General features: G+C 62.4%; 15 protein-coding genes. 9 read left to right on the plus strand and 6 right to left on the minus strand.

Annotation, left to right across the window (positions count from 1 at the left end; genetic code table 11):
• The first annotated feature begins 431 nt into the window (after window positions 1-431).
• The 3 genes from JQ574_RS18460 (at window position 432) to JQ574_RS18470 (ending at window position 3,401) form a co-directional block, all read left to right on the plus strand.
• The gene (locus tag JQ574_RS18460) at window positions 432-1,202 is read left to right on the plus strand and encodes an SDR family NAD(P)-dependent oxidoreductase (protein ID WP_212205273.1); all 771 of its coding nucleotides are present in this window, start codon (window positions 432-434) and stop codon (window positions 1,200-1,202) included.
• A gap of 376 nt (window positions 1,203-1,578) precedes the next feature.
• On the plus strand, window positions 1,579-3,108 hold the full coding sequence (locus JQ574_RS18465; protein ID WP_212383764.1) for an ABC-F family ATP-binding cassette domain-containing protein: 1,530 nt from the start codon (window positions 1,579-1,581) through the stop codon (window positions 3,106-3,108).
• Between the two features lie 110 nt (window positions 3,109-3,218).
• Complete coding sequence (locus JQ574_RS18470; protein WP_212205263.1) at window positions 3,219-3,401, plus strand: hypothetical protein; 183 nt, start codon at window positions 3,219-3,221, stop codon at window positions 3,399-3,401.
• Window positions 3,402-3,660: 259 nt separating this feature from the next.
• Here JQ574_RS18470 and JQ574_RS35720 read toward each other — a convergent pair whose 3' ends face one another.
• From JQ574_RS35720 to JQ574_RS18490, 4 genes are all read right to left on the minus strand, one after another.
• A complete protein-coding gene (locus JQ574_RS35720; RefSeq protein ID WP_212383765.1) occupies window positions 3,661-4,665 on the minus strand; it encodes a helix-turn-helix transcriptional regulator in 1,005 nt (334 codons plus the stop codon).
• 352 nt (window positions 4,666-5,017) lie between these two features.
• A complete protein-coding gene (locus JQ574_RS18480) occupies window positions 5,018-8,473 on the minus strand; it encodes an error-prone DNA polymerase (protein WP_212205259.1) in 3,456 nt (1,151 codons plus the stop codon).
• On the minus strand, window positions 8,470-10,224 hold the full coding sequence (locus JQ574_RS18485) for a Y-family DNA polymerase (protein WP_409363371.1): 1,755 nt from the start codon (window positions 10,222-10,224) through the stop codon (window positions 8,470-8,472). The genes JQ574_RS18480 and JQ574_RS18485 overlap by 4 nt, the downstream gene beginning before the upstream one ends.
• The gene (locus JQ574_RS18490; protein WP_212205255.1) at window positions 10,115-10,909 is read right to left on the minus strand and encodes an ImuA family protein; all 795 of its coding nucleotides are present in this window, start codon (window positions 10,907-10,909) and stop codon (window positions 10,115-10,117) included. Before JQ574_RS18490 ends, JQ574_RS18485 begins: the two co-directional genes overlap by 110 nt.
• A gap of 163 nt (window positions 10,910-11,072) precedes the next feature.
• Between JQ574_RS18490 and JQ574_RS18495 the strand changes: the two genes are divergently transcribed.
• The 4 genes from JQ574_RS18495 to JQ574_RS18510 all read left to right on the plus strand — a co-directional run bounded on the left by JQ574_RS18495 (window position 11,073) and on the right by JQ574_RS18510 (window position 16,503).
• A complete protein-coding gene (locus tag JQ574_RS18495; protein ID WP_212205910.1) occupies window positions 11,073-12,323 on the plus strand; it encodes a putative DNA modification/repair radical SAM protein in 1,251 nt (416 codons plus the stop codon).
• 115 nt (window positions 12,324-12,438) lie between these two features.
• Window positions 12,439-13,875 (plus strand): UdgX family uracil-DNA binding protein, encoded by a 1,437-nt coding sequence (locus JQ574_RS18500; RefSeq protein WP_212295171.1) that lies wholly within the window; start codon window positions 12,439-12,441, stop codon window positions 13,873-13,875.
• A 244-nt stretch (window positions 13,876-14,119) separates the two neighbouring features.
• Complete coding sequence (locus tag JQ574_RS18505; protein ID WP_212205251.1) at window positions 14,120-14,761, plus strand: GNAT family N-acetyltransferase; 642 nt, start codon at window positions 14,120-14,122, stop codon at window positions 14,759-14,761.
• Window positions 14,762-14,880: 119 nt separating this feature from the next.
• Window positions 14,881-16,503: an inorganic phosphate transporter gene (locus tag JQ574_RS18510; RefSeq protein WP_212383766.1), complete on the plus strand. Its 1,623-nt coding sequence runs from the start codon at window positions 14,881-14,883 to the stop codon at window positions 16,501-16,503.
• A 734-nt stretch (window positions 16,504-17,237) separates the two neighbouring features.
• Here the strand turns inward: JQ574_RS18510 and JQ574_RS18515 are convergent.
• Both JQ574_RS18515 and JQ574_RS18520 read right to left on the minus strand, forming a co-directional pair.
• Window positions 17,238-18,410: a M20 aminoacylase family protein gene (locus tag JQ574_RS18515; protein WP_212205249.1), complete on the minus strand. Its 1,173-nt coding sequence runs from the start codon at window positions 18,408-18,410 to the stop codon at window positions 17,238-17,240.
• 224 nt (window positions 18,411-18,634) lie between these two features.
• Complete coding sequence (locus tag JQ574_RS18520) at window positions 18,635-19,807, minus strand: M20 aminoacylase family protein (protein ID WP_212205247.1); 1,173 nt, start codon at window positions 19,805-19,807, stop codon at window positions 18,635-18,637.
• A 227-nt stretch (window positions 19,808-20,034) separates the two neighbouring features.
• On the opposite strand from JQ574_RS18520, the gene JQ574_RS18525 reads away from it, so the two are divergent.
• Together JQ574_RS18525 and JQ574_RS18530 are read left to right on the plus strand one after the other, a co-directional pair.
• Entirely contained in the window at window positions 20,035-21,183 is a 1,149-nt protein-coding gene (locus tag JQ574_RS18525; RefSeq protein WP_212205245.1) for a transporter substrate-binding domain-containing protein, read from the plus strand.
• A gap of 12 nt (window positions 21,184-21,195) precedes the next feature.
• Window positions 21,196-21,804, plus strand: coding sequence for an ANTAR domain-containing protein (locus JQ574_RS18530; RefSeq protein ID WP_212273603.1), 609 nt, complete (start codon window positions 21,196-21,198; stop codon window positions 21,802-21,804).
• Window positions 21,805-22,059 lie beyond the last annotated feature (255 nt).

Consider the following 22,059-nt stretch of genomic DNA (forward strand, 5'->3'; position numbering starts at 1 on the left):
ATCCACGCCGTCGTCTCGGCGCAAACCAGCGTCCACCGCAACCCGCCCAACGTCCGTGACGACGGCCGACGCCCTTCTGAGTAGGACGGGATGGGCAAACATATGCACCTGATTTTCCTTCTGGTAAACAGAAATATCTTTTATTTTGGGGCTTGACATGGATTCTGGAAACCGGAAGTGATTTGCCCGTCGGGTCGTTTTGCCGCACTTAACCGTCATTGCGAGCGCAGCGAAGCAATCCATTCCTCGGCTGGGCGCGCCATGGATTGCTTCGCTACGCTCGCAATGACGAGGAGAGAACGACATCCAAATCAAGCTTCGACGACCCCGGGAAGACCTGGACGCTGTGAGACATTGCGTCTTGCGCGAGGATCGCGTTGCCTGCACGGAGGTTCTGCTACAGTGTCGATCGCCAACAAAGGAAAAACAAAATGGATCTGGGCTTGAAGGGACGAAACGCCGTCATCCTCGGCGGCACGCGCGGCATTGGGCGGGCGATCGCCGATACGTTGGCGGGCGAAGGCGGCAATGTCGCGGTTTGCGCGCGTAACGCCGATCAGGTCGCAAGCGCCGTCGCGGAACTGAAAGCGCGGGGCGTCAAGGCCACCGGCGCTTCCGTCGATATCACCGACGCGGCGGCGCTGAAATCATGGATCGGCGGCGCAGCTTCCGAACTCGGCGGCATCGACATGCTGTTCTCCAACGCCGGCGCCATGGCGCAAGGCGGCGATGTCGCATCCTGGGAGCAGAATTTCCGGCTCGACGTGCTGGGCGCCGTCAATGCGTTCGAAGCCGCGCGGCCGTTCCTCGAAGCGAGTGGCGAGAAGAGCGGCGACGCCGCCTTTGTGATCATTTCGTCGGTCTCGGCGGCACAGGCCGACAACGCCAGCTCCTACGGTCCGATCAAGGCGGCGCTGGTGCACATGGCCAAGGGCCTGGCGCGGCAATACGCGTCGAAGAAAATCCGCGTCAACGTGGTGTCGCCCGGCACGGTCTATTTCAAGGGCGGCGTCTGGAACATGATCGAGCAGAACATGCCGAAGCGCTATCAGGACGCGCTGACGCGCAACCCGACCGGCCGCATGGCGACGCCGCAGGAAATCGCCAATGCCGCCGTGTTCCTGGCGAGCCCGGCGTCGTCATTCACGACGGGGTCGAACCTCCTCGTCGATGGCGCGATCTCGAACCGGGTGAATTTCTGATACGTTACCGATCGCCAGTTGCCGGGATTGACTCGACAACTGACTCGGCGAGACTTTGGCTTGCTCTACTTTAGCTTGCTCTCCTGTGCGGAGCGCGTTATTTTGACGTCACTCAACCCTGAAAGGAGGGCCGCGCGATGATGACGTTCTTCCGGCACTATCGCCAGCGTGGCCCGGTCAACGCCCTGCAAATGCGTTTGCAGGGCTGACCAGAGACTTCTGAACTTCTTCCTGGTCTGCCCTTCGTGGCCATGCGGCGTTGCGCGTTCCTGACGCTCGCGCCTGCATTCTCATTCATCGCCGCGCTTTGACACCGACATCCGACGATGGCTGCGTGCCCGGATATCGTGATCGCCGGCAGGACCAGAGAACGATCATGACGCTTATTACCATCCGCAATCTCGGCGTGACGCTGAGCGCGCCGCTGTTTTCCCGGCTGAACCTCGTCGTCAATCCCGGCGACCGGATCGGGCTTGTCGCCGCCAACGGTCGCGGAAAATCCACCCTGCTGCGCTGTATGGCAGGCACCATGGAAGCGAGCGAGGGCGAGATCACCCGGTCGCGCGGGCTGACGGTCGGCTGTGTCGAGCAGTACGTGCCGGAAGCCCTGATGGAGACGCCCCTCTATGCCGCCGTGCTCGAGGCGCTCTCCGCCGAACAACGGCTCAGCGAACGCTGGCGGGTCGACGTTGCCCTGGAATCGCTCGACGTGCCCGAGGCGCTGCGGCAGAGGCCACTGAAACAGTTGAGCGGCGGCTGGCAGCGGCTTGCCATGCTCGCGCGCGTGCTGATGACGGAGGCCGACGTGCTGCTGCTCGACGAGCCGACCAACCATCTCGACCTCACCCGGATCAGTCAGCTTGAAAACTGGCTGAACGCGCTGCCGCGCGAGATGCCCGTCGTCATATCCAGCCACGACCGCGCCTTTCTCGATGCGACCACGAACCGGACGCTGTTCCTGCGGCCGGAGCAGTCGCAGCTGTTTTCATTGCCCTATACGCGGGCACGCGCCGCACTCCGTGAAGTGGACGCTTCCGACGAGCGGCGCTATCAGCATGACCTCAAGACCGCCCAACAGCTGCGCCAGCAAGCTGCGAAGCTGAGCAACATCGGCATCAATTCCGGCAGCGACCTGCTGTTGTCGAAAACCAGACAGCTGAAGCAGCGGGCCGGGAAACTGGAAGATGCCGCAAAGCCCGGGCATCTCGAACGATCCGCCGGCACCATCAGGCTTGCCAATCGCGGAACCCACGCCAAGGTGATGGTGACGCTGGACGACGCCACGGTCGAGACGCCGGATGGCAGGCTGCTGTTTCGGACCGGCAAGCAGTTCATCTGCAAGGGAGACCGGATCGTGCTGCTCGGGTTGAACGGGGCAGGCAAGACCCGGTTCGTCGCCATGCTGCGCGCGGCAATCGAAAATCGAGACGCGGTGCACGCCGGCATCAAGGCCACGCAATCGCTGGTTCTCGGCTATTGCGATCAGGCGCTTGCCGGTCTTGCTGATGCCGACACTCCGGCACACACGATCATCCGCCGCTTCGATGTCGGCGATCAGCGCGCGCGCACCTTGCTCGCGGGTGCCGGCCTCTCGATCGAGATGCAGGGCCGTCCGATCGGCCAGCTTTCCGGCGGACAGAAGGCGCGGCTGGGCATCCTGTTGCTGCGGCTTGCCCAGCCAAACTTCTATCTGCTCGATGAACCCACCAATCATCTTGACATCGAGGGGCAGGAAGCACTGGAGGCTGAACTGATGGTTCATCAGGCAAGCTGCCTGCTGGTGTCACATGACCGCAACTTCGTGCGGACGGTGGGCAATCGTTTCTGGCTGATCGACAAGAAGAAGCTGGTCGAACTGGAGGAACCGGAGGGGCTGTTTGCAAGCGGTCAGTTAGCGCCGCCATGACAGCCCGTTTGCTGTGTGACACGTGTCACGGTGGCGGCCCGGCAGGCGTCGTATCCCTGTCATCAGGGACGGCGGGAATGGTCTCGCTGCAGGGAAAACGGGAGACGGCAATGACCAAGTTCAGGAATTCGGATCGCAACGACCAGTTGGCCCTGATCGACGACGCGCAGCTCGAGATCGTGGTGGGCGGCGCGATGGACTCGAGGCTAGCGAAGATGCTTGCGGAGCGCGCCGTTGGCGGATGGATCATGCAGGACATCTGGAGCCGGCCGACGCTCGGCACCTATCACTAGCACTTCTCAATTTGCGCACGATTTTGGTCCTGGCGGCGACGAGCCGCCATGTTCCACCGGTCACGAATGAGGCCGCCTCGCCTAGCGGCCTTTTTCACGCGCGCTTCCGGCACAGGCCCTCGAACTTGTCCGCCTTGTCGCCGAGTTCGCGAAGCGGGACCTGCTGGCGCGAAGGCCCCACCACCCTCACCAGCGACTTCGCCTGCCGCAGCGCCGGGAACAGCGGATCGCTGCCCGCGGGCGGCGTCTGGTCAACGCCTTATCGCAGGCGGCTGACCAGCGCAATCAACTCGCCTTGCCGGTGGGTATCGGTCTTGCGGAAGATTGCCTTCAGATGTGAGCGCGCGGTTTCATGCGCTACTCCCATTTCCTGCGCGACTTCTTCCAGCGACTTGCCGCCGGCCAGACACAGGGTGATGCGCGCTTCCGATGGCGTCAGGCGGAAGGCCTGGCGCAGCATCGTCAACTGTTCGGCCTCGCCTTCGTCGAAGCCGGAGAGGATGAGAATGGCGCGGGCCCCGAGAAACGGACTGCGCGCCGCGCCATCGACCGGCAGCACACGGACGACGATCGGCGGCTTGCCGGCGCGGCGGACCACGATGGGCGCGACGCCGAGCGCATCGACGTCGGAGGCCGTTCGCAGCCGGTCGAGGAAATTATTGAACGCCGCCTGCGCCCGCCTGTCGCCGAGAACGAGGCGCTGCCCGATGATCCTGATATCGCCACCAAGCGCGGCTTCTGCCGGCGGATTGATGTCGACGACCGATCCGAACCGGTCGAGCGCGATCGCGGCGCGCTTGATGAAGGCCAGTGCATTGGTGATGCCGGACAGCACGCCCCTTCCGACAGCAGTGGAAAGCGTGGCGGTCTCCGTCAATCGTTGGGACAGGCCGGCAAGCGCCGCCTTTTCGGATTCGTCAAAAGCGCCCTCGCCGATCGTGCGTTGGATGGAAAAACCCCACAATGCGGAGCCTGCAAAAAATCCGATAACCGCAAACCAGCGCAGCCCGAAATTGTTCGCATGCGCATACAGGGGATCGCGAAGCATTTCCGGTTCAGAGCTGAAGATGTCCTGGTCGCTGACGATCTGACGGCCCGCGAGCAACAACGGCACGTCGGGCGTCCTGACGTCGCTTTGAAGCAGGCATGCCGCCGCTGAGTTGCTGGCGCTGCAGATGTCCTGCATCAAGGCCGGCCACATCGCAGGATCGATCACTGCATCGCCGAGCCGGTTGCTGATCGACTGCAGCCGGCCAACGTCCACCTTCGTCCTCAGCCTATGCCACTTCAGCCACGCGCTTCGAAACCGGCGTGCAAGACGAGTTCATGACAACGATTCTGCGCTGCAGGTTCCGACAAGGAACCCTCCAACGCCACCCCCATTTGGGTGAGACCGGCAGGTAACGTTACCAGCGCTTTCGCAGCAGGCCGGCCAATTTTGACTCGAAGCATCGCATCGCGTCGGCTAAATTAAAGGTCACCGGGGGCTAGAGGATTCTTAAACAATCAATTTTGTTCTTCCCGGGCGGCCGCTGGATTCACATCCAGCGGCCATTTCATTTTTGCGGCATGCCGTTTTAAGGCGTGCCGTTTTAAGCGTGTCATGGCTCCGCACCTCAATGAAAATCCCGAGACGGCGGCAGGATGCGGACGTTGCGCGGATGGCGGATCTTTTGCGCCGGTGTATCGGGGTGGTCGCGGCGGTCGTCGTTGAGCGGTTCGATCAGCGCAGGGCCCGCCGGCACCGGATGCTTGCGGCTGAGCGCATCGTTGGCCAGACCAATCAGATCGTGTGAGCGGTCGAACAGCCGCTGCGCGACCAGATGCGTCACGTGTTCCGGACTGCTCTGGATGTAGCCCTCGACCAGGATCAGGCGCGCGCCCATCACTTCCTTGCGGTACTTTTCCATCACCGCCGGCCACACCACGATGTTGGCGATCCCGGTTTCATCCTCCAGCGTCATGAAGACGACGCCCTTGGCGCTGCCCGGACGCTGCCGCACCAGCACCACGCCGGCGCAGCGGGCATGACGCCGGTCGTTGCGATGCGCGATATGTTCGCAAGGCACGATGCGCTCCTTTGAAAACTTTGCGCGCAAGAATTCCATCGGATGGCCCTTCAGCGACAGCCGGATGGTCTGATAGTCGGCAACCACCTGCTCCGGCAGCAGCATGTCAGGCAGCGGTTTGGCGTTTTCGTCCGGCTGCTCGCGCGCCACTGCGGCCTCGAACAGCGGCAGCGGCACGTCGTCCGGCAGCCGGCGCACCGCCCACAACGCGGCGCGGCGATCGAGCCCGAGCGAACGGAACGCATCGGCATCTGCCAGCAGGATCAGCGCGCGTTTTGGAAGTGCGGTGTCGCGGGCGAATTCCTCCAGCGAGGTGAAGGCGCGCCGCGTGCGGGCGGCGATGATGCGGTCGGCCCAGTCTTCGGTCCCACCGTCATTCCGGGGCGCGTGTAGCGCGAGCCCGGAATCCATCTTGCTCCGCGAATGCTGCCCGATGGATTCCGGGCCTGCGCCTAACGGCGCATCCCGGAATGACAGCTGAGAAGCCCTCAACCCTTCCTCATCCGGATCGGCCCATTTGAATCCATCGATCTGGCGGAACCCGAGCCGCACGGCGCAATATTTTCCTTCGCCCTCTTCCAGCGTGTTCTGCGCAAAGCTGTGCGACACGTCGATCCCGCGCACCTCGACGCCGTTCTTGCGGGCATCGCCGACGATCTGCGCAGGCGCATAAAAACCCATCGGCTGCGAGTTCAAGAGCCCGCAGCAGAACGCATCGGGATGGTAATGCTTGAGCCATGACGAGACATAGACAAGCTGCGCAAAACTCGCGGCATGGCTTTCCGGAAAACCGTAAGAGCCAAAACCCTTGATCTGGTTGAAGCAATTATTGGCGAACTCGGGATCGTAGCCGCGGCGGATCATGTTGCCGACCATCTTGGCTTCGAATTTGCCGATGGTTCCGAGATTGCGGAACGTTGCCATGGCGCGGCGCAATCCGTTGGCTTCCTCGGAGGTAAATTCCGCCGCCTCGATCGCGATACGCATCGCCTGTTCCTGGAACAAGGGAACGCCAAGCGTCTTGTGCAGCACGTTGCGCAACTCATCCTTGTTGCCGCCCTTTGGATAGGGATATTCGATATCCTCAGGCCGCATTTTTCGGCGCTTGAGATAGGGATGCACCATGTCGCCCTGGATCGGGCCGGGCCGCACGATCGCCACCTCGATGACGAGGTCGTAGAAGGTCCGCGGTTTTAAACGCGGCAGCATGTTCATCTGGGCGCGGCTCTCGACCTGGAACACGCCGAGCGATTCACCCCGCTGCAGCATTTGATAAACTGCGTCGTCGTCCTCCGATTTGATATCGGCCAGCTCGTATCGCTCACCCTTGTGATCGGCGATCAGATCAAAGCATTTGCGGATGCAGGTCAGCATGCCCAGCGCCAGCACGTCGACCTTCATCATGTGCAGCGCGTCGACGTCGTCCTTGTCCCATTCGATGAAGGTGCGGTCGTCCATCGCGGCGTTACCGATCGGCACATAGGTATCGAGCCGGTCCTGCGTCAGCACATAGCCGCCGACATGCTGCGACAGATGCCTTGGGAATTCGATCAATTCGGTCGCAAGCGCCACCGCAAGCTCGATCATCGTATTCGCAGGGTCCAGCCCGGCCTGCCGGACCTGCATCTCGTTGAGGCCCTTGCCCCAGCTGCCCCACACCGTATCGGCCAGCGCGGCGGTGACGTCCTCCGTCAGCCCCAGCGCCTTGCCGACATCGCGGATCGCGCTGCGCGGCCGGTAATGGATCACGGTGGCAATGATCGCGGCGCGGTGGCGGCCGTAGCGCCGGTAGACATATTGCATCACCTCTTCGCGCCGCGAATGTTCGAAGTCGACGTCGATGTCGGGCGGCTCCAGCCGTTCCTTGGAAATGAACCGCTCGAACAACAAATCGACCTTGGTCGGATCGACCGAGGTGATGCCGAGCACATAGCAGACCGCCGAATTCGCCGCCGATCCCCTGCCCTGACACAGGATGTTCTGGCTGCGCGCATAATGGACGATGTCGTGCACGGTGAGAAAATAATGCGCGTAGTTGAGCTCGGCGATCAGCGCCAGCTCCTTGCGCAAGGTGGCGCGAAGCGTGTCGTCGATCTCGCCGCCGAAATAACTGATAACACCCTGCCATGTCAGATCTTCCAGATGCTGCTGCGCGGTTTTCCCGGGCGGCACCGGCTCGTCCGGATATTGGTACTTGAGCTGGTCGAGCGAGAAATTGATACGGCCGGCAAAGCGGATGGTCTCGGCGATCGCGTCCGGCAGATCGCGAAACAGCCGCGCCATTTCCTGCGGCGGCTTGAGATAGCGTTCGGCATTGGCCTCGAGCCGCTTGCCGACGGCCTCGATCGTCGTCTTTTCGCGGATGCAGGTCAGCACGTCCTGCAGCGGGCGGCGGGCGGCATCGTGGTACAGCACCTCGTTGGTCGCCAGCAGCGGCACCTTTGATGTCAGCGATACCAGATGCAGCCGCGCCAGCCGGCGGCGGTCGTCGCCGCGGTACAGGAGGCTTGCGGCCAGCCACACGCCATCGGCGCGGCTACCCTTCAGGCGGTCCAGGATTTTCAAGGCGCCGGCCGAGTCGAAGCGATGCGGCAACGTCAGCACCAGGAGCTGGCCCTCGGAAAATTCCAGGAGGTCATCCAGTTTCAGATGACACTCGCCCTTGGCGATCCGCTCAGTATCGCCGCCGCGTTTGCCGCGGGTAAGCAACTGGCACAGCCGGCCATAGGCGGCACGGTCGCGCGGATAGACTAGAATATCCGGCGTGCCGTCCACGAAGACGATGCGCGAACCGATCAGAAGCTTTGGCTTGTGCAGCACTTCCGGGTTGTCGAGCTCCTTCCAGGCGCGCACCACACCGGCCAGCGTGTTGTGATCGGCGATGCCGATCACGGGAATACCAAGCCGGCTCGCCTCATGCACATAGGCGCGCGGATCGGACCCGCCGCGCAGGAACGAAAAGTTCGTGGTGATGCCGATTTCGGCATAGGCAGGGTTTTTCATGCGAACAGCCCGTGCACGAACCATTTGGGAGATACGGGTTCACCCTCCTCGTCGCTTCTGAGTTCGCCTTCATAGAGCCCATCGCGAAAAATCCAGAACCGCAATCCCTCCGCGTCCTCGATCCGGAAATAATCCCGCGTCAGCGCCTCGCCATTCTGCTTCCACCATTCCATCGCGATGCGTTCGGGGCCTTCCACCCGCACCACCGCATGGGTGACGCGCCGCCAGGTGAATTGATGCGGCGGCCCGTCGGGCACCGATGCAAACGGCACGTTGATGGGCTCAGGTCTCTCGAACAGCCGCAGCGGCCGCAGCGGCGGCTCATTCTCGATCCGCTCGGGCCAGGCGGCCTCTGTCGCCGCCGCCAGATGATGCTGCGCCGATACCGCCAATACCGCGCGCTCGGGGATATGGGTGTCCTGCGGCAGGTGTACGACCACGCGCTTGCCCCCGATCCGCGCGGCGATGCGGTCGATCAGGGCGGCGAGTTCGTCATTGTCGTGGACATTGGCGTCGAGATCGCGCTGCTGCTGCACCACGATTTCGGTGCGGCTGGCGGAGAGGCGTATCAGGTCAAAGCCGAAACCGGGATCGAGCGGATCGTTCAAGGCATCTAACCGCTCGCGAAACAGCCGGTCGATCACCACAGGCTTCGTCACCGGACGTCCGGTATCGACCGTAATGTTGCGCACTGCGCCGTCGGTGCGGAAGAAACTCGCTTCCAGCCGCCGCGCGCCCTTGCCCTGCTTGTCCATCGCTGACACCAGCATGCCCGCGAGCGCCGACAGGTTCATCGCGATCACGGTGTCGGTGGCAACAGGCTCGGGAAAGCGTTTTTCGACGATGTAATCCGGCAAGGGTTTTCGCGGGCTGATCGGCGCATCGCCCTGCCCCAGCGCGTGTTCGAGCAAAGTCGTGAAGCCGGCGCCAAACCGCGCCGTGATCTCGTGGCGCCCGCGCGCGGCGACATCGCCGATGGTTTTCAGCCCGGCGCGGCGCAGGCCGCTGGTGATCGCGACATCGGCGCCGAGCGCCGAGACCGGCAGCGGGCCGACGGCGTCAGCCTCCTCGCCATCGGCAATGATTTTCCCTGACGCATGGCGCGTCAGCGTTCGCGCGCAGATCGAGGTGCCGGCGATAGCAGCGCTGACGACAAAACCCCTGCGGGTCAGCGCGCCGCACAGGGTCTGCAGCAGCGCTCGCTCGCCGCCGAACAGATGGGCGCAGCCGGTGATGTCGAGATAGAGCCCGTGCGGGGGATCGAGCGCCACCAGCGGCGTGAAGCGATCGCACCAGTCGGCGATATCGCCCAGCGTCCTGGCGTCCGCAACCGGATCGGCATCGAACACCGTCAATTCCGGACAGATCGCGCGGGCATTGGCAAGCGGCAGGCCGATCTCGAGGCCGGAACGCGCCGCAAGATCATCGAGCGCATAGATCTGCAGCGCGTTGTTTTGCTTGGCGACGACGACGTGAGGAGCACCGAAACTATCCGGTGGCTCAGTCGTGTTCCCTCCCCCCTTGCGGGGGAGGGTTAGGGAGAGGGATGGCGGCGACGGCGGTGCTTGTGGCTTACCCCTCTCCCCTGCCCTCCCCCGCAAGGGGGGAGGGAGCGCACCAGTCGTGTTGCAAGAGTCGTGCTCACGCGCTTCGTCTGAACACGCTTTGCGCTGCCGCTTGATGCGGTCGATGGGCAGGCGTGGCAGCCACAGGCTGAGGATTCGCCGCCGGTTCGCTGAAAAGGCACTCATCACATTTCCATTCCATGATCCAACGCCCGACCGGGCCATGACGGTTACGAACGAGCTCGGCGTCGAACACCGGCGCGCCCCACGCATGCCAGGGTGCTGATGGCGGCGAATGCGCCGCGCGCACGATCCATCTTGTCTCCGCGGTCGAGGGCTGCGGCACAGCCGCCAGCCGCAGCAGCAATGCGGTGACGCCGGAAGCCTGCGCGGCCAAAGTCAGTTTGCGGCTGGCGACGAGATCGAGCTGGCGCGGCTCGCCCCAGACTTCCAGCACCACGGCGCCGAGCGCATCGCAGGCCAGCGCGTCGGCGGCGGTCCGTAGCGCCGCGTCGGCATCGGCGGCGCGCACGGTGACCAGCAGCCGCGGATCAAGGCCGAGTTCGGCGAGCCCGCTCATCGACAGCGCGCCGGATTCAATTTCCGAAAAATCCTGCCGCACCCAGACCAGCGGCCGGCGCGATGTCAGCCGTCCCGCAAGGCCCGCGATAAATCCCGTCGCCGCCGCGCCCTGATGTCCTTCGGCAAAGACTTCATGCACCGTGGCGCGGGCAAGGCCGCCGCACAGCGTCGCATCGGCCTCGGCATGGCCGAGTGCCACTTTATGAAGCGCGTGCGTATCCGCGCCCGCCTCGATGCGTTCGATGCGGCCGCGCAAACGCGCAAGCGTGTTTAGGCGTGCGCCGGTCATGCGCCGTTCCCTTAAAGAAATCGTGGCCATCGCTGGTTTTGAAATGAACCCGCTGCTGGCTCATTTGTTCATGATATGTTCTAATATAAAGCTAACAGGACCCAAGGAGTCAATCGGGAATACTACCCAGGCGATTCATGAGTGGAATCAAAGGGATTCAATGATGGACGTGCAACGCAAGCTGGAAATCCTGGCTGATGCCGCCAAATACGACGCCTCCTGCGCCTCCAGCGGCACCGAGAAGCGGGATTCCAGCGACGGCAAGGGCCTCGGCTCGACCTCGCCCGGCATGGGGATCTGCCATTCCTACGCGCCGGATGGACGCTGCATCTCGCTGCTCAAAGTCCTGCTCACCAATGCCTGCAACTACGATTGCCTTTATTGCGTCAACCGCACCTCTTCGAACGTGCCGCGCGCGCGCTTCACCGTCGATGAAGTCGTGAAGCTGACGATCGACTTCTATCGACGCAATTACATCGAGGGCCTGTTTCTCTCCTCCGGCATCATCCGCAGTGCCGACTACACCATGGAGCAAGTGGTGTCCGTCGCGCGAAAACTGCGCGAGGAGCATCTCTTCCGCGGCTACATCCATCTGAAAACCATTCCGGAAGCCGATGATGCGCTGATCACCGAGGCCGGCAAATATGCCGACCGGCTCAGCATCAACATCGAAGTGCCCGAGGAAGCCAGCCTTGCCAAACTCGCGCCGGAAAAGGACGTGCGCGCGATCCGCCGCACCATGGGCCGGCTGCGGCTCAAGCTCGATGAGGCGCAAGAAAATAACAGCAGCAACGACAAGACCATAACAAAGGCAAAGCCGCCGCGCTTCGCGCCGGCCGGGCAGAGCACGCAGATGATCATCGGCGCGGATGCGGCCGACGACAAAACCATTCTCCATACCAGCGCCAATCTCTATGGCTCCTACAAACTCAAGCGCGTCTATTATTCCGCCTTCAGCCCGATCCCGGATGCCAGCCGCGCGTTGCCGCTGGCGGCTCCGCCGCTGGTCAGGGAGCACCGGCTTTATCAGGCCGACTGGTTGATGCGGTTCTATGGTTTCGACGTCGGCGAGATCGTTGATGAAAGCGCCGGCATGCTGCCGCTCGATATCGATCCGAAACTTGCCTGGGCATTGCGGCACCGCGAGCGCTTTCCGCTCGATGTAAACCGCGCCAGCCGCGAGGACCTGCTGCGGGTGCCCGGCTTCGGCCGCAAGGCCGTCGACCGCATCATCGCCACGCGCCGCGTCACTTCCATCCGTGCGGCCGATCTCGCCCGGCTGCACATCCCGAAGAACAAGGCGCTGCCATTCATCGTTCTCAGTGATCACCGCCCGCAGCCTCATCTGCTCGACGGAGCGAAGCTGGCGGAGCGCTTCAGGCCGAAGGCGACGCAATTGGGGTTTGGATTCTAAACACACCGTCATGGCCGGGCTTGTCCCGGCCATCCACGTCTTTTCCTCCGCACCAAGGGAAGACGTGGATGCCCGGGGACAAGCCCGGGCATGACGAAGGAGACAGGCGGCATTTATGCACACCATCACCCTCGAGCACGAAACCGATTTTGACGGCTGGCGCAAAGCAGCGCGAACACTGGTGCTGAATGACGTAAGCCCGGCCGACGTGACATGGCGTGTGCAAGGCGACGCGCCTGGATTGTTTGAATCGACCACCCCACTCCCCGACCCGCCAAATGCGACTTTCAACGTCCCGGCCAAATTCGTCGAGCTGGCGAAAGCCGCGATCCTTCATCGCAACAGCGAACGCTTTGCCATCCTCTATCGCCTGCTGTGGCGGCTGCGCGGCAACCACGACCTGCTTGTCGTCGCGACCGATCTGGATGTAGCACGCGTTAGCGCGATGGCGAAGGCCGTACATCGCGACGAGCACAAGATGCACGCCTTCGTCCGCTTCCGCGAAATCGGCCGCGAACAGAAATCGCATTTCGTCGCCTGGTTCGAGCCGGAGCATCATATCGTCGAACTGGCAGCGCCGTTCTTCGCCCGCCGCTTTGCCGACATGCCGTGGTCGATCCTGACGCCTGACGTCTGCGCGCATTGGGACGGCCATGCCGTCTCGATCACGCCGGGGGTAGCCAAGGCCGAGGCGCCGACCGAAGATCGGCTCGAGGAAACCTGGCGGCGTTACTACGCCAGCATCTTCAATCCCGCCCGGCTGAAGGTGAAGGCCATGCAGGCCGAAATGCCGAAGCGATATTGGCGGAACCTGCCGGAGGCCTCGTTGATTAAGCCTCTAATCGCAAATGCCGAACGTACCGCCAGCGCCATGATCGCGCATGCTGCGACCGAACCGCATAAATCGCAGAAGCGGCAGGAACCGCCGATGAAACGCAAACAGGCTGCCGACGACATCGAAACCCTGCGGGAAGAAGCCGCCGATTGCCGCGCCTGCCCGCTCTGGAAGGACGCCACACAAACCGTGTTCGGCGAAGGCCCACAAGCCGCCCAGGTCATGCTGGTCGGCGAACAGCCCGGCGACAAGGAAGATCTCGCGGGCAAGCCGTTCGTCGGCCCGGCCGGCCAGATGCTGGACCGGGCGCTGGATGAGGCCGGCATCGACCGTTCAAAGGTCTACGTCACCAATGCCGTGAAGCATTTCAAGTTTGTGCCGCGCGGAAAAATCCGCCTGCACCAGAAACCGAACACACCCGAGATCAAGGCTTGCCGGCAATGGTACGAACGCGAACGCGCCGCCATCAAACCGGCCTTGGTGGTGGCGATGGGCGCTACCGCGGCGCAGAGCGTGTTCGGCAAAATCACGCCGATCAACAAAAGCCGCGGACGCCTGATTGATCTCGAAGACGGCACGACGGCGCTTGTCACCGTGCACCCGTCCTATTTGCTGCGGCTGCCGGACGCCGACGCCAAGGCGCGGGAATATCAGCGCTTCGTGGCCGATCTCAAAATCGCGGCAGCCTTGCTGCGAAAATCGGCGCACGCTGCCTGAATTTTCCCGCATCCCAAAGCGTTTTCCAGCGAAGTGGATTTCGGCTCGCGTCAAGAAAACGCGTCAAACCAAGAATCTATAGCCAGTTCCGATTCAATCGGAACTGGCTATAGGGGAACCGCAAAATCCCGTTACCGCCCCCTCGAAAACTGACAAATAAATGTACAACCTTCAATTGATCGATGATACTATCTCATTCTCTTGGGGAGGGGTTGGGGCGTCCTGTTCACGCCATGACGTTCCCATGGGGTCGGCGCGCTGTGCGGTTTCCTCTAGCCCCGGTGCCGTGCAGCGCGCGACCTGTCTTTGCCATCATCTTGGCCATCATCTCTTGCGGCGATCGACCCTGCTCGCAGCTTCTCGCCTTGAGCATTGCCCGGCAGGCGCGGCAACGCCAAACTGCCGGCAGATTCAAGCCGCGCGTAAATCCGACATCCCCGCCATCATGCGCATCGAACGCGTGGAAGGCTATGTGCGCCTGGTCGGCCGATGGGACGCCGAACAGCACGCCGCTGAAATCGAAAACCCGTCGTCCCGATATCTGGCGGCGCACGATGAAACGGACATTGCCGGATTTGCCATTTTACAGGGCATCGGAAGCGCCAACCAATGCGTGCGGCTCAGGCGCATCGCGGTTGGAACTCCCGGGCGCGGCCTCGGATCGGGCCTGCTGCGATCGGTCCTGCAAATCTGTTTCGAGGATGTGGCAGCGCATCGCGTCGAACTCGTTGTATTCGTTGAGAATGAACGGGCCTACCGGACGTACCTCAAAACCGGGTTTAGCGAGGAAGGCGTGGTTCGCGATTTGCACCGGGACCCCGACGGAACGTTCCGGTCGATGCGCCTGATGTCCATACTGAGAAGGGAATGGGCAACGCGCCTGTGACACGCGCATCAGCGAAACGCTGCATCGCGCCAAGCCATCCGCACTGCGACATCCTGTCATCTAAGCTTCAACTCCATCGGTCAAAGATTAACCGCCGTTAGTATTTCAGGGGGTTTGCCATGACCGATATGACGCTCAATTCATCGATCGGGGCACCGATCCAGCCGGCTTCGAGGCCCAATCTCGACAAGGGTTTCAATCCGCTCACGATGATCCTGTTTTTCGGCATTCTCGCTGCCGGGTTCTTGTTCGTGGTCTACAGCATCTATGTCGACGTCGAAGCCACCGGCGCCAAGGTGACGACCTACCTGCCCTACATCCTGCTGCTGATCGCGCTCTTGATCGCGCTCGGTTTCGAGTTCGTCAACGGCTTCCACGATACCGCCAATGCGGTCGCGACCGTGATCTACACCCACTCGCTGCCGGCCGAATTTGCCGTGATGTGGTCGGGCTTCTTCAACTTCCTCGGCGTGCTGCTGTCCTCGGGCGCGGTCGCGTTCGGTATTGTCTCGCTGCTGCCCGTCGAACTGATCCTGCAGGTCGGAAGCAGCGCCGGCTTTGCGATGGTGTTCGCGCTCTTGATCGCCGCGATCGTGTGGAACCTCGGCACCTGGTGGCTGGGCCTGCCGGCTTCCTCTTCGCATACCCTGATCGGTTCGATCATCGGCGTCGGCATCGCCAACGCTGTCATGCGCGGCCGCGACGGCACCTCGGGCGTCGACTGGACCAAGGCCACCGAAATCGGTTACGCGCTGCTGCTGTCGCCGCTGTTCGGTTTCTGCATGGCCGCCATCCTGCTCCTGGTCCTGAAGTTCATCGTGCGCAACCCCGCGCTCTATTCGGCACCCGAAGGCAACAAGCCGCCGCCGCTGTGGATCCGCAGCATCCTGATCGCCACCTGTACCGGCGTCAGCTTCGCGCATGGCTCGAACGACGGCCAGAAGGGCATGGGCCTGATCATGCTGATCCTGATCGGCACCGTGCCGACCGCCTACGCGCTGAACCGCGCGCTGCCGGAATCGCAGATCGTCCAGTTCCAGAAGACCTCCGAGGCGGCCTCGAAGGTGATCGCCGCCAGGGGCGCCGGCCACAGCATCATCGGCGATCCCCGCCCGGCGGTGACGCAATATGTCGCCGCACGCAAGATCAGCGAAGGCACTTACCCGTCGCTGGCCGCGCTGGTGAAGGATGTCGGCGACCAGGTGCAGAAATACGGCTCGCTCAACAAGGTGCCGGCTGAAGCCGTCGGCAACACCCGTAACGACATGTACCTGACCTCGGAAGCGATCCGCTTTTTGATGAAGGACAAGGAAAACGACCTCAAGAAGGAAGAGGTCGCCACCCTCAACGCCTACAAGGCCTCGCTCGACAGCGCCACCAAGTTCATCCCGACCTGGGTCAAGATCGCGGTCGCGATCGCGCTCGGCCTCGGCACCATGATCGGCTGGAAGCGCATCGTCATCACCGTCGGCGAAAAGATCGGCAAGACCCACCTGACCTACGCGCAGGGCGCCTCCGCCGAACTCGTTGCCGCCGGCACCATCGGCGCCGCCGACATCTTCGGCCTGCCGGTCTCGACCACCCACGTGCTGTCGTCGGGTGTCGCCGGAACAATGGCGGCTAACGGTTCCGGCCTGCAGCTAGCCACCATCCGCAACCTACTGATGGCCTGGGTGCTGACGCTGCCGGCCGCGATCATGCTGTCGGCCAGCCTCTACGTGCTGTTCTCGTATATTTTCTGACGACACGAGAGACGTCAGCGGCCTGTTTTTCCGCTGCAACGCAATAGAAAAGCCCGCGCCTCCGGCGCGGGCTTTTTTTGCGTGCTGCAAAATCCAGGTCAGTTTGAAGAATGGCGCCTATTACTCCGCTTGGGAGTCAGTGTATTCACCATCTGGGCCAAATTGCTTTAGCCAATCGTTCCGACTCGGCAGATCGACGATCTTGGGCAAGTAAGACCGCTCCTCATATTGATCCTTGGGCAGGATCATGGAGCTCCTTTCGTAGCGCACCATGACGAGCTTCTCATCGTAGAGAAACATCCCTCTGGGGTAGTTCGTCATACCGGGAGCCTTTTGAAGTATCCTTCAATTATGCGCTCCGGAGGATTGGTTTTCCAGCCCTACGGGCTGCCACAGCATGGCCGGGGGTTTCGGCCTGCGAATTCCAGCAGCGCCGAAACTCAAACGATCAAGTGCAGAACCGTCGGTCCCTAGAAAGCCCAATTTCCCGAAGGGGCTGGCGGGCAATCCGGCGCCGGACCAATCCACTCCAGCCGCTAAACCAACGCGTAAGGAAATTCGGGCATGATCGGTTCAAGCTGAACCGAAGCTCGCGATTTCATACCGCGTCATGTTTCACGCGAACCAGTATCTCCTTCGTCTCCCCTCAATCATTTCGCCAAAAAACAAAACGCCTGCATGGACATGCAGGCGTTCTCTCAAGTTCTTGCGAAACATCATCAAGCCGTTGGCCGTCACGCCGGCATCGCGTTCTCCACCAGCTTGATCCAGTACGACGTGCCGTGGACGATCGCCTCGTCGTTGAAATTGTATTCGGGGTGATGCAGGCCCGCGGTATCGCCATTGCCGCAGAAGATGAACGCGCCCGGCCGCGCTTCCAGCATGTAGGAAAAGTCCTCCGCGCCCATCAGCGGCGGGGTCTCATGCACATTGGCCTCGCCCGCGATCTCCCTCGCGATCCGCGTGGCGAACTCGGTTTGCGAAGCATGGTTCACCGTCACGGGATAACCACGCTTGTAGGTGAGGTCGATCTTGGCGCCGGTGATCTGCGCCACGCCAGCAACCACTTCGTGCACGCGCTTTTCGACCAATGCACGAACTTCCGGAGTCAACGTCCTGATCGTGCCACGTAATTCGGCGGTTTGCGGAATCACGTTGCGGGCGTGGCCAGCCTGGAACTCGCAGACCGAAATCACCGCCGACTCCAGCGGATCGATGCTGCGCGACACGATCGACTGCAGCGCGGTGACCACCTGTGCGCCAACCAGCACGGAATCGATGCAGATGTGCGGGCGTGCCGCGTGGCCGCCAAGGCCGGTGATCTTGATGTCGAGCTCATCGGTCGCCGCCATGATCGGACCGGTGCGAATGGCGAAGCTGCCGACCGGAATGCCCGGACCATTGTGCATGCCAAAGACCTGCTCGATGCCGAAACGGTCCATCAGGCCGTCCTTGATCATCGCGTCGGCGCCCGCGCCCCCCTCTTCGGCGGGCTGGAAGATCACGACCGCATCGCCGGCGAAATTGCGGGTCTCGGCGAGATAGCGGGCGGCCCCTAACAGCATCGCGGTGTGGCCGTCATGGCCGCAGGCATGCATCTTGCCGGGATTCCTGGAAGCGTAAGGCAGGTTGGTCGCCTCCTCGATCGGCAGCGCGTCCATGTCGGCGCGCAGCCCGATCACCTTGATATCGCCCTTGCCGGCTGGCTTCTTGCCCTTGATGACGCCGACCACGCCGGTACGGCCGAGGCCGGTCGTGACCTCGTCGCAGCCGAATTCGCGCAACCGGTCCGCCACGAATGCCGCAGTGCGGTGCACGTCATACAGCAATTCGGGGTGTTGATGGATATCGCGGCGCCAGGCCTGAATATCGGGTTGAAGGTCGGCGACACGATTGACAATGGGCATTGCAAATTCTCTGCTTCCGGGTTGAAGGCTCGCCTGTCTAGCATGCAAGACGAGCTCCACCCACCCCTCTGCCGCAGAGGCCCTATCCATCCGGAGCGCTTGCCAAGGGGGTCCGGTCGGGGCCGGGCTTGCCGACCACAACGCTGTTCGTGCCGGCAGTCTTCAGGCATGGCCGCCATTGTTGCGGTGCAGCTCGGAAACAGGAGCACCAGAGGGAGCGGGCCTCACGCCGCCAGCGTGTTCTCGACCAGCTTGATCCAGTATGACGTGCCGAATACGAGGGCCTCGTCGTTGAAATTGTATTCGGGGTGATGCAGCCCCGCGCTGTCGCCGTTGCCGCAGAAGATCAGCGCACCTGGCCGCTGTTCCAGCATGAAGGCGAAATCCTCGCCGGCCATCAGCGGCGGCATCTCGTTCACGTTGGCGTCGCCGGCAATTTCCCGGGCGGCCCGGACGGCGACGTCGGTCTGCGGGACATGATTGACCGTCACCGGGTAGCCGCGGTTGTAGGTCAGGTCGATCTTCGCCCCCGTGACCTGCGCTACGCCTGCGACGACCTCGCGCACGCGCTTTTCCACCAGTTTCCGCACTTCAGCGTTCAGGGTACGAACGGTGCCTGCCAGTTCAGCGGTTTGCGGGATCACGTTGCGGGCATGGCCGGCGTGAAATTCGCAAATCGAAATCACGGCCGATTCCAGGGGATCGACGCTGCGCGACACGATCGACTGCAGCGCATTGATCAGTTGCGCGCCGACCAGCACGGAATCGATGCATTTGTGCGGACGCGCGGCGTGCCCGCCGTGGCCCTCGATCCGGATGGCAACGGCGTCACCTCCGGCCATGATCGGACCGGGGCGAATGGCGAAGCTGCCGACCGGAATGCCCGGCCCGTTGTGCATGCCGTAGACCTGCTCGATGCCGAAACGGTCCATCAGCCCGTCCTCGATCATCGCGACGGCCCCCGCGCCGCCCTCTTCCGCCGGCTGGAAGATCACGACAGCATCGCCGGCGAAATTGCGTGTCTCGGCGAGATAGCGCGCCGCCCCGAGCAGCATGGCGGTGTGGCCGTCATGGCCGCAGGCGTGCATCAGGCCCGGATTCTTCGAAGCATAAGGCAGGTTGGTCGCTTCCTCGATCGGCAGCGCATCCATGTCGGCGCGCAGCCCGATCACCTTCACCTCACCCTTGCCGGCGGGCCTGTTGCCCTTGATGACGCCGACCACGCCGGTGCGGCCGAGACCGGTGACCACCTCGTCGCAACCGAATTCCCGCAAACGGTCCGCCACCAGCGCCGCCGTGCGGTGCACCTCGTACAACAGCTCCGGGTGTTGATGGATATCGCGACGCCAGGCCTGGATATCGGGTTGCAGATCGGCGACGCGGTTGACAATGGGCATGGAACTGATCGTTTTCTGGTTGAACGCTTGTGGCTCTGTAGCATGCAAGAGGCGAACCACCCAAACATCCCCTCGGCAAACTGGCGTTGCCAGCCCGACCTGAACTCGCTAAGCTCCTCGCGACGGCATGACTGGCCGTCGTAACGGCAGGTTTGGCCGTACCTCATGAGCAGGGTAGCTCTCGACCGGCAACGGGCGGGAGCTTTTTGTTTTTTGGACGGATGGCAATGGACGCAGGCAGCTGGCGAGTAGGCGTTTTGTTTTCCGAAACCGGCGTCACCGCTGCGATCGAGAGAACGCAACGCGCGGCGACCCTGCTGGCAATCCAGCAGATCAATGCCGCCGGCGGCGTGCGCGGCAAGCCGATCGAGCCGATCTGCTACGACCCCGGCTCGATCCCGCAGCAATACCGCGAGCTGGCCGTCAGGCTGTGCGATGAAGATCATGTCCGCATGATCTTCGGCTGCCATATGTCCAGCACGCGCAAGGCGGCGCTCCCCGTCATTGAAGCGCGAGGCGCCCTGCTGTTCTATCCCACGCTGTATGAAGGCTTCGAATATTCGCGCAATTGCATTTACACCGGGGCCTCTCCCAACCAGAACTCGGTCCAGCTTGTCGACTATCTCACCAACAATTACGGCCGCCGGGTCTTCCTGGTCGGCTCGAACTACGTTTACCCTTACGAATCAAATCGCATCATTGCCGATCTGTTTCTTCAGGCCGGCGGCGAGGTCCTTGACGAGCTTTACGTGCCGCTGGAATTAACGCCGCTTCATATCGAAAAGATCATCCAGCGCGTCAAAGCCAGCCAGCCGGATGTCATCTATTCGACCATCGTCGGCGCGGGCATCATTCCGTGCTTCAACGCGCTGGTTCAGTCCGGCCTCGACATGTCCAAAACGCCGGTCGCAAGCCTGTCAACCAGCGAGGCCGATCTCGTCCAGATGGCGCCGGAGGTGATCCGCGGGCATATCACCGCCGCGCCGTTCTTCTCGACGCTCGGCAGTGCGCAGGCGCAGGCATTCGTCCGGGCTTGCCGCGAGGCCTGCGGACCGGATACGCCGGTGACTGCGCCGGCGGAAGCCGCGTATTTTCAGGTCTTCCTTTATGCCGCCGCGCTGGAACGGGCGGGCAGCGATCGCTACAGCGAACTGCTGCCGGCGCTCTATGAGGTGGAATTCGAGGCCCCGCAAGGAAATGTGAAGATCGAACGGCGCAACAACCATACGCATCTGTGGCCCCGCGTTGCCAAGGTCAATGCGCGTGGCGAATACGAAATCGTGCACGAACCCACGGCCCGGGTTCAGCCCGACCCCTTCATGCTGGAGCATCGGCTGGGTTCATCCGAACCCGTGCCGCAGCCCGTGCGAATGTAGGGAGCCGTTCAAGTGTCCGTCGCGCTGTTGAAAGATCTGCGGGACCTCAACGTTCTCGTCATTCACCCTTTGGACACTGAGGGAGAGTTTCTGGTCGATCATCTGCGGCGGATCGGATGCACGGTGAATTGCCGCTGGCCCGTCCCCATCGAACTGCCTGCGCATACGGATGTGCTGTTTCTTTCAATCGACGACGAGACGCGCCCCGAAACCGAACGGCTGCTCAAATCCATCGCGCAGCCGGCGCCGACCATCCTGGCGATCGTCTCATACGAAAATCCATCGACGCTGCAGATCGTTCTCGAAAGCGGCGCACTGGCCGTCATCGAACGGCCGCTGAAACCGTTCGGGCTGCTGACAAACCTGGCGATCGCGCGAAATCTCTGGCTGCAGCAACAGGCGCTCAGCAAGCAAGCGCGCAAGTACAAGCGCCGGCTGCTTGGCGATCAAAGAATGGCAAAGGCAAAAGCGATCCTGATGTCGAGCAGCAGGCTCAGCGAGGCTGAGGCCTATCACGAGATACGAAATCGAGCGATGGCGAGCCGCGTGCCAGTAGACGAGGTTGCCAATCTGATCATCAGGTCGGAAGATATTTTACGCAGCAGAGCGCAAGCAGATTAGGCTTGCAAATGATTGCGAGAGCAGATTAGCATATTGACGTTGATAGTGCCCCTCATGGGCGCCGTCAGGACGTCCCCTCACAACGAGGCCACGTCTTGACGTAGCGGCGGAATGTTCTCCGAACCGCAGGTGGCAGAGTTGCCCGCAGACCGTTGACCCGGTCCTGCGGGTTTTTTGTTGCCGGCTGACAGAGACGTCAGCGTCTTCCCAAACCAGTCATCACGCTGAGTCTTTTCAGCAGTGCCCGAAGCTTTG

The organism is Bradyrhizobium sp. AUGA SZCCT0158 (assembly GCF_018130065.1).
Classification (GTDB): domain Bacteria; phylum Pseudomonadota; class Alphaproteobacteria; order Rhizobiales; family Xanthobacteraceae; genus Bradyrhizobium.